A 12,919-nucleotide genomic window follows, 5' to 3' on the forward strand; every position below is an offset into this window, starting at 1 on the left:
GAGACAGCGGCACGCGGGCGTGCCGGATTTCCCTCGACCGGTTGACGTCCCGCTGCTCCAAAACGGTGACGGAGAGTGATCTGTCTCAACCTTGGTTTGTGTACCGGTGCCCGGTTGGGCGGCCAAGCGGTTTCGGTCGAACCCACCCACTCGGACCAGCTCCCCCGTGACCACGGTCACCGCCACTCTTCTGATGTGTCAAGGATCACGAGGCCGATTCGGCCACGATGACGAGTCTGGGTTACCCATCGGGGTCCGGTTCGGACGGTGCCGGTGGCCGGCGGTGCTCAGTCCGGGCACGGGGCGAATCCGTACGTCGCTCCATCGAGGATCACGACGTGTTTTGACCCGATCTGGTTACTGAGCGTGGTATCGCCCCGGTGGGCGGAGAGGGCCGCGGCCACGACGTGCACGGCGCCACGCGGCGGTCTCCAGGCCCCAGGTGGCCGCCACGTCGGGTCGGGTCGCGCGGTCGACATCGCCGGTCGCATCTGGACCGTGAGCCCGCGCAGGTCGCACATTCGGTCGATGAAGTCGGGGTGTTGCGTGCGGCGGAAGAACTCGGCCTGCGCGGCGCTGCCCAGCGCCGCCGCGTCGTTGACCTCCGCGAAGTACCGCGTGACGAGCTGGCGATCCGCCTCGCTGAGCCCGGCGGGCCGCGGGGTCCCGGCCACCGTGCACGCGGTGAGGGCGAGGCTGGACGCAAGCAGGAGAACCAGCCGTTTCGCCCGCACCACCAATACCATCACCCTGTCTTTTCACAGTCTTGTCACGACGTCCGCACGGCATCTCGCCGCAGCGTCGGGTGTGCGCGGAGTCCCGTCGACAGAGCCCTTTCCGCTGGGTCCCGACGATGGGGTCCCGGCGGTTGGCGCCCGCCTCGTCACTGCTGGGCAAGGATCCCGTCCGGTAGCCGCCATCCTCACCCGGACTCGGGCGGTGAGCCTGTCGGCGCACACCCGTCGTTGCCGCCGGGACACCGGCCCAGCGTTCGTGGTCGGCCGGGCATCAGCCGCCGGAGTGGTCCAGCTCCGCGCCGGCCGGCACCGTCTCGTCCTCGGGGTCGTCCAGCCAGCCCTCCGGCAACACCACCCGGCCTGGCGAGCCCTGCCGGCCGCGCGGCCCTTCGGCGTCGGGCGGGAAGGGCGCGTCGTGGTCCAGCTCGGCGAGCAGGTCGTCCAGCTCCACCAGACCGCTGACCAGGCCGAAGTGCTGCCGCAGCTCCGAGCCCACCGGGAAGCCCCGCAGGTACCAGGCCATGTGCTTGCGCAGGTCGCGGATGCCCTTCTCCGGGCCCAGGTGCGCGATGAGCAGCTCGGCGTGGCGGCGCAGCACCCGGGCCACCTCGCCCAGTGGCGGTCCGGGTGGGACCGGCTCGCCGGCGAACGCGGCCTGCAGGTCGCGGAACAGCCATGGCCGGCCCAGGCAGCCCCGGCCCACCACGACACCGTCGCATCCTGTCTCGCGCACCATCCGCAGCGCGTCCTCGGCGGCGAAGATGTCGCCATTGCCCAGCACCGGGATCGTGGTGACGGCTTCCTTCAGGCGCGCGATCGCGGGCCAGTCCGCCTGGCCGGAGTACCGCTGTGCGGCGGTGCGTCCGTGCAGGGCGACCGCGGCGGCGCCCTCGGCTTCGGCGATCCGGCCCGCGTCCAGATACGTGCGATGGTCGTCGTCAATGCCGATACGGAACTTGACCGTCACCGGAATACCCGCCGGCTCGGCCGCGCGCACCATCTCGCGCACGATGGCGCCGAACAACCTCCGCTTGTAGGGCAGCGCGGCCCCGCCGCCCTTGCGGGTGATTTTCGGCACAGGGCAACCGAAGTTGGTGTCGATGTGATCGGCGAGTCCCTCGTCGACGATCATCCGCACCGCCGCGCCCATGGTCTTCGGAGCGACCCCGTACAGCTGCATGGACCGGGGGTGCTCACCCTCGCCGAAGGCGATCATTCGCATGGTTTTCGGGTCGCGTTCGACCACGGCCCGCGAAGTGATCATTTCGCAGACGTAGAGCGAGGTGCGGCTACCGAACTCCCGGCAGAGCTGCCGGAAGGCCAGGTTGGTGATGCCGGCCATCGGGGCGAGCACGACCGCCGGGTCGACCTGGTAGGGGCCGATCCGTAGTGGCGCGGTGCGGGTGGCCGGGGCTGAGGTGGTGCTGAGCATCGCTCCCATTGTCCCCGACACCCGGATATCACCCACCCGTGTCGGGTGTGAGCTGCCAGGATGCCGGGACCAAAGGGGGTGCCATGAGCCGGACGTCACGTACGGTCGCCGCCATGGCCCTCGGCTTCGCCACCCTGCTGGCCGGCTGCGACAAGCCGGTCGCCGGGCTCCCCGCCGCCGCGGTCGAGCCGCCGGCCACCACCCCCCTCGAGCCTCCCGGCCGCCGGCTGCTGCCATTGCGCCCCGTGCCCATGCCGGCCGGGGAGTCGATCGCCTTCCTGCCCCGGGAGACCACCCGCCAGGTGCTCTGCCAGGCGATCGACGAGGACAAGTGGGCCGATCTCCTCGGCGGCGACGTGACCCGCCAGGTGCACGACACGTTCGGCTGCGAGGTGCGTGGCGGTGGTCTGCGGGTGCGGTTGGACACGACCGGCGGGCTCTACCACGCCGGCGTCATCAACCTCAGCGGTACCGAGGAGCGCACCGGTGATCTCGGCGGGCGCCGGGCCAGAGCCGTGGTGACGCCGGATGGCAAGGGAATCAGCGCGGCCGCGGTGGCGCTGACCCCAGCTGCCGAGTCGGAGGAGGTGCTGCACAACTACGTGAACTCGATCCGTCCGACGTTGACGATCTCGGTGACCGCCGAGGAGTACGGGAGCGAGCATCGGCCGACTCACGAGGTGATGGTCGAGGTCGCCGAGGAGGTGGTGCCCGCGGTCACCCCGCAGGGCCCCACGTTCGCCGTGCCCGACCGGAAGGCCAACGGGGAGATCCCGTTCACCGAGATGCCGCTGGTGCGGAAGGGACGGATCGTGGACATGCCGTTGCCGCACCAGGGCATGCAACTGTGCACCCTCGCCCGGGAACTACTCGGAGAGCACGCCAACGAGGCGAAGGTGACCGTGACCGACATCGGCCGGTGCATCCTGGGCACCGACCGCTGGAACGTCTACACCTACATCAACCACTTCAGCCCCCTGGAAGACGCCACGGAGCTGATCTCCGGGCGTCCCGCGGCGGTCGGACCGCACGGGGACGCCCGGGTTCAGCTCCGCGACGACGCACCCGGCGTGTTGCACACCCAGGTCAGCCGGAACGCGCCGGTGGACCCGTGGGCCTACGCCGAGGAGGTCACCAGCCGGCTGCTGGCCGGCTGATTCCACGTAGATCGTCTACTGTGGATGAGGCGATGGAGACAAGTCCATTCAGAACGGCATGTTGATGCAGGCAAGCCGGGAACCGGCGCCTCCGGCCTCCCCGGGCGCGGTGGCCGTGTGGTGCTCGTGGATCACCACCGACTTTGCTCCGCCTTCACGGAAATGCCACGCGACGTTCGTCGAGACGACCGCGTTGCCCTGTGCGTCGGTGGTGAAGTCGAGCCAGATCTCGTTGCGCGGGTTCGCATAGTCCGGGTCGGTCGACGTTCCAGGCTTGGGGTCGACGACGTTCTGGTAGTGCGGTCCCGCATTGGCGCCGGACGCCCCGCAGGAGTTGACATGGGCGTGCGCCCCGTAGGAGCGGTTCGGTACGAGCCCGTGGACAGCAAGGAGCACGTAGCTGCTGTCCGACGGGTACACCGCGGCCACGGCGGCGTTCGAGCCTTCGGGTACGAGCGAGGAGTTGTACGTGATGGCGTTGGAGTGCCTTCCGTACTCGGTGAACGTCCCTGTGGTCGCGGTGGCGTAACCGGGCTTCGTGGTGGGGGAAGCTGCGGCGGGCACGGCGGTCGCGAGCGTGAGCGCCCCGAGCAATGTCGCCGTGAGGAGAGATCGGTTCATGTCTCCCTACTCTGGTCCAGATCTGTACCCGGTGCAGAGCCCGAATGACAGGTTTTTCCGTTGTGCGTAGCGCGATCTACCTTGATTGGGTGAATTTCACCCGGGACCGCACCTGGCTCGTGGCCGGCGCGGCAGCGTTATGGGGAACGGATGGCCTGCTCCGCAAGCCGCTCGCCGACGCCTTGCCGCCCGCGACCGTTGTCCTCTGGGAGCACGTGATTGTTCTCGCGCTCCTCCTGCCGTGGCTCCCCGCGGCGTGGCGTGCGTTACAACGGTGCTCGGTGCGGGAACGTGTGGCCATGGTCACCATCGGTGCCGGCTCCTCCGCGGTGGCGACGGCGTTGTTCACCGCCGCGTTTCGGGTCGGTGATCCGGTGACACCGCTGGTGCTGCAGAAGTTGCAGCCGATGTTCGCGGTGCTGGCGGCCTTCGTGTTGCTCGGGGAGCGGATTCGCGTCGGTTATCTGGCGTTCGCGCTTCCCGCGCTGGCCGGGGCATGGTTGCTGACCTTCCCCGACCCGCTCCGGGTGCGTGTCGCGGCGGTGCAGGCCGCGCTGCTGGCCATCGGCGCCGCCGCGCTGTGGGCGGCGGGCACCGTGCTGGGGAGGCTGGTAAGCAAGCGGCTCGCGGCACGGGACGTGACCGTGCTGCGGTTCGCCTTCGGCCTCCCAGCGGCCGCGCTCGTGGTGTGGGGGCAGGGCGCGCCGGTCGCCGTGGGTTGGGACAACGTCGTCGGCCTGGCGTTGCTGGCGCTGGTGCCGGGCCTGCTCGCGCTCAGCGTCTACTACTGGGGACTTCGCGCGACTCCGGTGGCGCGCGCCACACTGGCAGAGCTGGCGTTCCCGGCGACGGCGGCGTTGATCGGTGTCGGGCTGCTCGGCACCCGGCTCACCGCCACGCAGTGGCTGGGATTCGGGCTGGTGGTGGCCTCGGTCACCGCGCTGGGGTGGCACGAGCGGGTGCGACGGGTATCCGTGGTCGTCGAGCGGGGTGAGGAGGTGGCGGCACGGTGAGCACTCCCGAGCCGGATGTGCACCAGCGGCTCGCGCGCAACCTCAACGAGCTCCTGCAGGAGCTGCGCGTGGCGGTGGCCGGGGTGCAGATCCTGTTTGCGTTCCTGCTCGCGGTGACCTTCACCGAAGCCTTCCGGGAGGCCACCGCCTTCCAGCGCGGTACCCACCTCGTGACCGTGCTGCTCGCGACCGGTTCCACGGTGCTGCTGATCACGCCCGCGGCGTGGCACCGGCTGCTGTTCCGCTACGGCCGGCGGCAGGAGATCCTCCGGGCGGCCAACGGCTTCGCCGTGTCCGGGCTCGCGCTGCTGGCCGCCGCCATGACCGGCACCGTGCTCCTGGTGGCCGACGTCATCCTCGGCGGCTGGGTGGCCGCGCTGCTCGCCGTGCTGGTGGGGGCGGCGTTCGGGCTGCTGTGGTTCCTCCTGCCGCTCCGGCTCCGGCTGCACCGCAGGCCCCACGACTAGCTGGGCCGCCGTCGTCGCTGCCTTGGGGGCTGGCCGGCCGGTTCGGCGGTTAGCCCCAGGGCTCAGCCCACGTCGCGGCGGAGCAGGTCCTCCTCGGTCTCACGGCGCACCAGCAGCCTGGCCACGCCGCCCTCCACGGCCAGCACCGGCGGGCGGCCGACCATGTTGTAGTTCGAGGCCAGCGAGTGGTGGTAGGCGCCGGTGCAGGGCACGGCCAGGAGGTCGCCGGCCCGCAGGTCGTGGGGGAGCGGCACCTCGCGCGCGAGGACGTCGCCCGACTCGCAGTGCCGGCCGACGACGGTGGCCGGCTGCGTCGGGAACGTGTGGGGGCGGCCGATCAGTCGCACCGCGTACTGGGCGCCGTAGAGGGCCGGGCGGGGGTTGTCGCTCATGCCGCCGTCGACCGCGACCCAGCGGCGGGTCGTGTTCTTGACCGCGGTGACGCGGTAGACGGTGACGCCGGCGGTGGCGACCAGGGCGCGGCCGGGCTCGATCGTCAGCCGCGGGACGCGTAGGCCGTGGCGGTGGCACTCGTCGTGGACCGCGACCTCGATGCGGTTGGCGAAGCCGGCGAGATCGAACTCCTCGTCGCCGGGAAGCTGCGGGACCGCGTGGCCGCCGCCGATGTTGAGCTCGGGCAGCTCCACACCATGCTCGTCGCGGATGCGGGCCATCAGGCCGATCAGCCGGCGGGTGGCCTCCTCGAAGCTGGCGACCTTGCGGATCTGGGAGCCGATGTGACCGTGCAGACCGACCAGGCCCAAGCTCGGCTCGGCCAGCACCCGTCGCACCGCCTCGGCTGCGGCGCCCGTGCTCAGCGGGAAGCCGAACTTCTGGTCGTCGGTGCCGGTGGTGATCGAGGCGTGCGTCTGGCCGTCCACGCCGGGCGCCACCCGGACCAGCACCCGCTGGCGGTCGCGGACCAGTGCGCCGAGCTGGTCGATCTCGTCCAGGGAGTCGATCACGATGCGGCCGACGTGCAGGGCCAGTGCAGCCTTGAGGTCCTCGGGGGTCTTGGCGTTGCCGTGCAGCAGGATCCGCTCGGCGGGGAAGCCGACCGAGCGCGCGACCGCCAGCTCGCCCGCGGAACAGACGTCCAGGGACAGGCCCTCGTCGGCGACCAGGCGGGCCATCGCGCGGCACAGGAAGGCCTTGCTGGCGTAGGCGACCTCGGCGTGGGGCAGGGCGGCGCGGTAGGCGCGGCAGCGGCGTCGCACGTCGGTGGTGTCCAGCAGCTGCAGTGGGGTGCCGAAGCGGTTGGCCAGCTCCGCCACCCGCAGGTCGCCGACCCGCAGGTCGCCGTGCGCGTCGACAGTGGTTCCGGTGGGCCAGACGCGCGACTCCAGTCGGGCCTGGACCATGCTCCGCATGGTGGGTAGGAGCTCTGCCAGTGTCACCGTTTCCTCCCGGTGGGGCTCTGGACACCGCCCACAGAACCCCGCTCCGGTGCGGGAGTCCGGGGGTTCGGACGCAGTCATGACGCCCTCGGCCGCCATGTTTACGGCCTGGTAACACGCGCGTGACCGGGGCCACGGGGCCGTTCGGCCGCTTCGGCCAGATCAGGCAGGCCGACACGCCCGGATGCGTCCCGGGGCACGTTTCCGCTGGTCGGAGCGGGAGTGATCAGGACGATCAGGCTCATCTGTCAGGACCACACCACCGGCCGCCCATCGTCGTCTAGCCTTGTGCCCGGGCCGCTAGCTCAATTGGCAGAGCAGCGGACTTTTAATCCGCGGGTTGTGGGTTCGAGTCCCACGCGGCCCACCGACTGTGTAAGTACGCGAACCGGACACGGCGAGACCCGGGCTGGTCAAGAGGCCTGTGCCGGATCTCGCGGCCGGGGCGTGAGGTTGCGGCGAGCCGGCTTCTGGCGGCTCTTGCTGGTGCGGGCCGGCTGTGGTCGGCCGGGGCCGGCGCGTAACAGGCTGAGGACGGCGAGCGCGCGGTCACCACGGTCGGCGTGACAGCACAGCAACGACACCGGCCACGAGCGTCACCAGCGCGATCAGGCCCTACCGCAGAACGACGAATGCCGCGATCGGGACTGGTGCGGCGCGAGCAGCTCAACGGAAGCGGACGCAGCGCTGTCTCCCTCGCGGAGCAAAGATGGAGCGCCTGTACCTCCACGGCCAACCGCGGACCCCACTGGCGCGACCACCGAACAGCTACAGACGGCCTTGTCGAACGCAGCCTGGCACGAATTGCCAGGCGTCGTATGGAACAGTAGATCTCCGTAACTATCGTCCGGCTCTGCCGCCTGTGGACGGCGTTGGGAGAGTATGGCTGGGCGAATTTTTCCTGTTCCCTGCCATCAAGAGCCCGCCTAGCGTTCGATCCTTCTCCGGAGCGGCAACGGCGGGAGCGATGCGTTCGTGTCAGGGCGCGACAAGGAGAACGGCCACCACGAAGAGGACGAGGGTGGCCGCCAACACGATCAGGCCGGCAAGAACCATGGGCCGCTTGGGGTTCCCGCGCCGCAAGGAGTCGCGCAGCGAAGGACGGCTCCAGACGGAGTCCCGTCCGGTAGGACGGTACGCGGGGATCTCCTCGCGCATCCGTTCCACGTGCGCGGCAAACTCCACGTTGGAGCGCTCGGTACCCACACGCGATCGTAGATTGCCGATACGGTGCGGCGGGCCCGGTTTGCCGGGGTAGGGACTGCGCAATTCCCTTGGCCTGTTCCGATGGACGCAGGCGGTCAGCCCATACCGGTGACGTGGTTCGGGGTGAGGCGGATGACCACGCGGACGTCGTCCGGCCCGTCCGCGGTGTAGTCGCCGCCGGTGTACTTGCGCGACAACTTGTTGATCAGCTCGCGTCCGCCTTCGGTGGTGAGACTGACCTGACCGCGCACCTCGATGTAGTGGTAGGGATTCTCCCGGTCGAACAGGCTGACGCTCACCCGCGGGTCACGGCGCAGGTTCCGTTCCTTCTTCCGTCCGACGACCGTGGAGAACAGCAGGTCGTCGCCGTCCCGTCCGACCCACACCACGCTGGTGTGCGGGCTGCCGTCCACGTTGAGCGTCGCCAGCGTTGCGAAGTTGATGCCATCAATCAGCCGCTGGGCCTTCGGCGAGAGCGTCACAGACATGGTTCCGAGCGTACGACCAGGTTCGGGAACTCGCTGGGTACCTACGACCTGCCCACTTCGAAGAAAAGGAGAAACGGCAGGAGAAGGGCAGAGGGACGCCCCCGACGAGCGGAGCCGAAGGAACGACCGAGCCCCGCGCGCCGCCGGTGGTGGGGCCAACCAGCACGAGCGGTCGGCCCCACCACCAGCCTTGTCAGTTGATCGTCCAGAACGCGGCGGGCTTACCACCGATGCCGTTCATTTGGATCTTTGCACCTTCGAGCTTGGCGGGGTCGACGTCGAAGACGATCCAGCCGTCCGTCTTCTGGCCGACGGCCAGGTTGGCGCCGTCGAGTCGCTTGCCCTCCAACCCGGAGACGAAGGTGGTCTCGCTGACGGTGCCGTCACCGTGGACAAGTCGGAAGTCAGCGCTGCTGACATGGTGGCTGCCACTGGTCTTGGTGACAGTCGCGTCGACATGTGCCGTGAGGTACGCGCCGCGCTGGGGGTTCTCGAACTGGCTCCCAACGTTGGCGTTGGGGTTGATCTGCGACACGTTCACAGTGAGCTCGTTGCCCAGTCCCGCGCTGACGTTGATCGGTGTTCCAGCTGCTGCTGTGGCGATACCGCCATCGTCGACCTTACCAGGCTTGGTTTCCCCACCCACCGTGGATGACGGACCTTTACCGAGTTCGTCGACGGCTTTGAAAAACAGCACCATTCCAAGGATGCCTACGACGATGGCCAACGCCGAAAGAATGACGCCGGAGAGCGCGACCTTGCTGTTCGTGGCGTGGCCTCGCCGGACGCGTGCACGACCGGCCAGGCCCAGAATCAGGCCGGTGACCCCGGCGATGATCGCGAGCCAGCCGGTCAGCGGCGTCAGAGCCAGGACCAATCCGATGAGTCCGAGAATGAGCGAGGCGATGCCAAGGCCGTTCCGCGGCGGAGCCTGGGGCGGCATTGGCTCAGAGGTAGGAAGTGTCACGGTGCCCTCTCTGAACAAATTTCGAGTCTTGCGGCTGTGGCATGGAAGGGAGGACGCAAGCCTTGCCTATCCGGCCGGTGAAAGGTTGCCACTGTCGATTTCGTGATGGAGGTGTGACGGAAAAATGACGGTGGTTTTGTGTGGTTAGATTCTTTCGTTCACTGATTCTGGTCCAAACGGGTGGATAGTCAGTTTCGATGGGTGAAGATGGCTGAGAGTGTTTGCCTTTTCTCCGCCCGCCTGGGCGGCGGGTCCCGGCTCCCTCTGCTCGGAAAGCTCCGCGTGACGATCAGCACCCTTACGTGTCCGGATTGACCGCTTGACCTTGACGTAGCGTCAACTTCTACCGTGGTTGTCGGGTCGGACGGACCGGTTCGTGCGGGCAGGAACGGGAGGTGGTTCGCGATGGCGTGGTCGATCGCCCAGGTGGCGCGGATGTCGAAGGTGACATCCCGGACGCTGCGGCACTACGACGCCATCGGGCTGCTGCCGCCGGCCTATGTCGGCAGCAACGGATACCGCTACTACGAGCAGGAACAGCTGCTGCGCCTGCAGCAGATCATGTTGTTCCGCGAGCTCGGCCTGGGCCTGGAGGCGATAGCCGAGATCCTCTCCGGCCGCCACGACAGCGTCACGGTGCTGCGCAAGCACCATGAGTGGCTACAGGCCGAGCGGGAGCGGTTCGGCGCGCTCGCCCAGACCGTCGCCCGCACGATCGAGCAGCTGGAAGGAGGTGACACGGTGCAACCGCAGGAGCTGTTCGAGGGTTTCGACGCCGACCGGCAGGCTCGATACGAGGCCGAGCTGGTCGAGCGGTTCGGCGAGTGCATCGAGGCGAAGATCGCCGAGAGCAAGCGCGGGATGTCGACGTGGACCAAGGAGGACGCAACGGATTTCACGGCGGGATGGAAGCGGATCATCGAGAACTTCCGCGACGTCGCCGCCGAAGGCGCCTCCGTCGACGACCGGCGCACGCTGGACGCGGTCGACGAGCACTACCGGTGGCTCTGTAGGGCCTGGACACCCAACCGGGAGTCCTACACGGGGCTCGGCCGGCTGTACGCCGAGTACCCCGACTTCCGGTCCCAGTTCGAGGACCTGCGTCCGGGGCTCGCCGATTTCGTGGGGGACGCGATGGCCGCGTACGCACGAGCCCGGCTGAGCTGAGGGCCCGACCCGGTCAACGGGGTCACTGAGCCCACGACTCGGCCGTGCTAGCGGCCCGAGTGCTAGCGGCTCGATCCTGCGGATGGCTGAGGCGTTGATCGCCGCGCCATCCAAGTAGGTCAGTCGGTCGCTCGACCCTGCACGCAGGTTGGGCGGCCGAGCCGGCGGCCTGGGTAGGAGCCGCGGATCCTCCCAGGCGGTCAGCCGGCCAACGCGGCTCGTGCGAGGTGGTCGGCGTGTCGGGTCGTCTCCGGCAGCCGGTACCGGGGCGAGAGCCAGAGCGTGAGCCGGGCCGCCACCTCCAGGTCCAGCTTGTGTCCCACCGAGACGAAAACCGGCTTCACCTCGTCCTGCGTCCGCAGCGCGCGACCCACGACGTCCTCGCCGATTCGGAGCGGAGTCCAGTCCCCACGCGCCGGCCCGGGCGGCTCGTACCGGCCGAGTGACGTCTTCGCCACCCCGATGCACGGCAGGTCCGTCAACACGCCCACGTGGCAGGCCAGGCCGAACCGCCGTGGATGCGCCAAACCGTGCCCATCCACGACAAGCAGGTCCGGCCTGGTACGCAACTCCTGCAACGCGCGAATCAACGACGGCAGTTCGCGAAACGCGAAAAGACCTGTGACATAAGGGAAATCTGTCGAGCCTGTCAAGATGGACTCGTCCACCTGGTCCAGGGTTTCGGCGTCGAGCACGCTGATCGCCGCGGCAAGGCGCCCGCTGTCCTCCTCGTAGGCCACATCCAGTCCCGCCACCGTGCGTGGACGTGGGATCGTGCCGCCGACCTTCACCAGCCCCCGCAACCGTTCCTGGACGGCTTCGGCCTCGTCGACGGTCATCGGCCACTCGTGCAGATGGTGCAGGCGCATCAGCGGGTCCCGTCAGATCGCCGAACGTCGATACACGTCGAGCAGATCCGTTTCCTCCGCCTCCCATATGCGGCGCAACGCATCGGCTCCGTACTGCTGGATGTACTGCGCCTCGGCCAAGGTGATCGGTACCAGTGTGAGGAGCTGGACGCGCGGCCGGCCGTACGGGTCGAGGCTGAGATCGAAGTCCGTGCTCAGGTAGGGATGTGGTGAGGCGAGCACCCCGTGGATCGCGGTGTCGGGAACCAACGGCTGCGCGTTCTCCACCGCCTGGTCGTACTCCAGACCCTGGTTGCTGCGCACGACCATCTCGCAGATCACGTTGACCAAGAACCGTGCGGTCTCCCGCTGCGCGCCCTGCAGGGTGCAGACGAACTCCTCGGGCAGCTGCGATCCGACCCAGCGGTACCGGATGCCGTCGCTGACGACCGAAACCATGTCGTACTCGTTGTGCTGGCAGATGTTCAGGGAGTAGCCGCTCGTACTGCCCGCCATGGCCGGCGGCTCGTTTCCGATGATCGGGCCGAGGTGCAGCTCGATGTGCTCGGTGAGCCTGTCGTACTCCTCAGCCATCCGTGCTCCCTGGGCCGTCTGATGCTTTTGGCAAACGCCCATTCTCGCCGTCACGGCCCACCGCCGGTGGCAGACCCCGGTGCCGGGTCGCCCACAACGAGCAGTTGCGACAACGACTCACCCATCGTCGGCCCAACAGGATTTCGCGCCTCTCTCCGGTCGTTACGCCTTGTGGCCCGCAGCAATCAGACGGCCACCGCTGCCACTGGTGCCCTTGCTCGTCGCCGTTCGCGCCCTGATTCAGCGACCCGGGCACGCCTTGATCCGGATGCGATGGATGTCGACGTGACACCCGCAGCCGGGGCGCGTCCAGCTCGGCGCTCATGCCGGGGACCCGGGCGCCGCGAAGCTGACGACGTGAGACGTGTTGCAGGCAGCACGGGGCCCGTCGCCCAGTCGTCACGTCACCGCCGGCCACGCCCGGGCCACAACAGGCTCGCGAGGGGGTACGACACACCCCTTGCAGGATATCGAACATGTGTTCGAATCTGTGCTAGGATCATGTCCGGGTCGGCGCCCGCGGGGAGGGGAAGAACCGCGGGCCCCGACCCGCCCTCCCGAAACAGCACCACAGGCACCACGCGCGCGGTGGCCCCCGGGTGACGATCCGGGGGCCACCGCATGCGCATGCTGGCGGGTCAGGTTTCCTCGTCCTCCAGGTCGGTGAGGTCCAGTTCGTCGAACTCTTCGAACTCGTCAACACCCCCGGAACCGTCGTCGGGGATGTCCAGGCTCTCGGTGCCTTCGTCTGGGAAGTCCGGGCTGGTCATCATGTGCCCCCTTGCTCGCCGCGCGACTCCTGGCTCATCGCGTGGCGAGGGTAAG

At 68.8% G+C, this 12,919-nt stretch carries 14 protein-coding genes and 1 tRNA gene; 5 read left to right on the forward strand and 10 right to left on the reverse strand.

The annotated features are described in order from the left end of the window. Positions 1 to 287: 287 nt before the first annotated feature. Both IEY55_RS24390 and dusB read right to left on the reverse strand, forming a co-directional pair. Positions 288 to 746, reverse strand: a complete 459-nt coding sequence (locus IEY55_RS24390) for a hypothetical protein (protein WP_189060882.1) — start codon at positions 744 to 746, stop codon at positions 288 to 290. A gap of 262 nt (positions 747 to 1,008) precedes the next feature. Beyond that, the gene (dusB, locus tag IEY55_RS24395) at positions 1,009 to 2,169 is read right to left on the reverse strand and encodes a tRNA dihydrouridine synthase DusB (protein ID WP_189060883.1); all 1,161 of its coding nucleotides are present in this window, start codon (positions 2,167 to 2,169) and stop codon (positions 1,009 to 1,011) included. 83 nt (positions 2,170 to 2,252) lie between these two features. Between dusB and IEY55_RS24400 the strand changes: the two genes are divergently transcribed. Continuing rightward, a complete protein-coding gene (locus IEY55_RS24400; RefSeq protein WP_189060884.1) occupies positions 2,253 to 3,326 on the forward strand; it encodes a DUF3558 domain-containing protein in 1,074 nt (357 codons plus the stop codon). A gap of 48 nt (positions 3,327 to 3,374) precedes the next feature. On the opposite strand, the gene IEY55_RS24405 is transcribed toward IEY55_RS24400, so the two are convergent. Beyond that, positions 3,375 to 3,947 (reverse strand): superoxide dismutase family protein, encoded by a 573-nt coding sequence (locus IEY55_RS24405; protein ID WP_189060885.1) that lies wholly within the window; start codon positions 3,945 to 3,947, stop codon positions 3,375 to 3,377. Positions 3,948 to 4,036: 89 nt separating this feature from the next. Here IEY55_RS24405 and IEY55_RS24410 point away from each other — a divergent pair, with 89 nt between their 5' ends. Together IEY55_RS24410 and IEY55_RS24415 are read left to right on the forward strand one after the other, a co-directional pair. Beyond that, positions 4,037 to 4,960 carry a DMT family transporter gene (locus tag IEY55_RS24410; RefSeq protein WP_229686709.1) on the forward strand — a complete coding sequence of 308 codons (924 nt, stop codon included), beginning with the start codon at positions 4,037 to 4,039 and terminating at the stop codon, positions 4,958 to 4,960. Next, positions 4,957 to 5,427 carry a DUF6328 family protein gene (locus IEY55_RS24415; protein ID WP_189060887.1) on the forward strand — a complete coding sequence of 157 codons (471 nt, stop codon included), beginning with the start codon at positions 4,957 to 4,959 and terminating at the stop codon, positions 5,425 to 5,427. Before IEY55_RS24410 ends, IEY55_RS24415 begins: the two co-directional genes overlap by 4 nt. Positions 5,428 to 5,489: 62 nt before the next feature. Here IEY55_RS24415 and lysA read toward each other — a convergent pair whose 3' ends face one another. After that, positions 5,490 to 6,824 carry a diaminopimelate decarboxylase gene (gene lysA, locus IEY55_RS24420; protein ID WP_229686710.1) on the reverse strand — a complete coding sequence of 445 codons (1,335 nt, stop codon included), beginning with the start codon at positions 6,822 to 6,824 and terminating at the stop codon, positions 5,490 to 5,492. A gap of 294 nt (positions 6,825 to 7,118) precedes the next feature. On the opposite strand from lysA, the gene IEY55_RS24425 reads away from it, so the two are divergent. Continuing rightward, positions 7,119 to 7,191, forward strand: a tRNA-Lys gene (locus IEY55_RS24425). 611 nt (positions 7,192 to 7,802) lie between these two features. Here the strand turns inward: IEY55_RS24425 and IEY55_RS24430 are convergent. From IEY55_RS24430 to IEY55_RS24440, 3 genes are all read right to left on the reverse strand, one after another. Then, entirely contained in the window at positions 7,803 to 8,030 is a 228-nt protein-coding gene (locus IEY55_RS24430) for a hypothetical protein (protein ID WP_189060888.1), read from the reverse strand. Positions 8,031 to 8,125: 95 nt separating this feature from the next. Further along, positions 8,126 to 8,518, reverse strand: coding sequence for a PPOX class F420-dependent oxidoreductase (locus IEY55_RS24435; RefSeq protein ID WP_189060889.1), 393 nt, complete (start codon positions 8,516 to 8,518; stop codon positions 8,126 to 8,128). A 193-nt stretch (positions 8,519 to 8,711) separates the two neighbouring features. After that, on the reverse strand, positions 8,712 to 9,461 hold the full coding sequence (locus IEY55_RS24440) for a DUF4190 domain-containing protein (RefSeq protein ID WP_189060890.1): 750 nt from the start codon (positions 9,459 to 9,461) through the stop codon (positions 8,712 to 8,714). 429 nt (positions 9,462 to 9,890) lie between these two features. Between IEY55_RS24440 and IEY55_RS24445 the strand changes: the two genes are divergently transcribed. Next, complete coding sequence (locus IEY55_RS24445) at positions 9,891 to 10,652, forward strand: MerR family transcriptional regulator (protein ID WP_189060891.1); 762 nt, start codon at positions 9,891 to 9,893, stop codon at positions 10,650 to 10,652. A 200-nt stretch (positions 10,653 to 10,852) separates the two neighbouring features. Here the strand turns inward: IEY55_RS24445 and IEY55_RS24450 are convergent, their stop codons facing one another. The 3 genes from IEY55_RS24450 to IEY55_RS32630 all read right to left on the reverse strand — a co-directional run bounded on the left by IEY55_RS24450 (position 10,853) and on the right by IEY55_RS32630 (position 12,864). After that, on the reverse strand, positions 10,853 to 11,521 hold the full coding sequence (locus IEY55_RS24450; RefSeq protein ID WP_189060892.1) for an endonuclease V: 669 nt from the start codon (positions 11,519 to 11,521) through the stop codon (positions 10,853 to 10,855). Between the two features lie 12 nt (positions 11,522 to 11,533). Then, the gene (locus IEY55_RS24455) at positions 11,534 to 12,094 is read right to left on the reverse strand and encodes a suppressor of fused domain protein (RefSeq protein WP_189060893.1); all 561 of its coding nucleotides are present in this window, start codon (positions 12,092 to 12,094) and stop codon (positions 11,534 to 11,536) included. Positions 12,095 to 12,732: 638 nt separating this feature from the next. After that, positions 12,733 to 12,864, reverse strand: a complete 132-nt coding sequence (locus IEY55_RS32630; protein ID WP_268239351.1) for a hypothetical protein — start codon at positions 12,862 to 12,864, stop codon at positions 12,733 to 12,735. Positions 12,865 to 12,919: the final 55 nt, after the last annotated feature.

It is taken from the genome of Longimycelium tulufanense, assembly GCF_014645795.1.
Classification (GTDB): domain Bacteria; phylum Actinomycetota; class Actinomycetes; order Mycobacteriales; family Pseudonocardiaceae; genus Longimycelium; species Longimycelium tulufanense.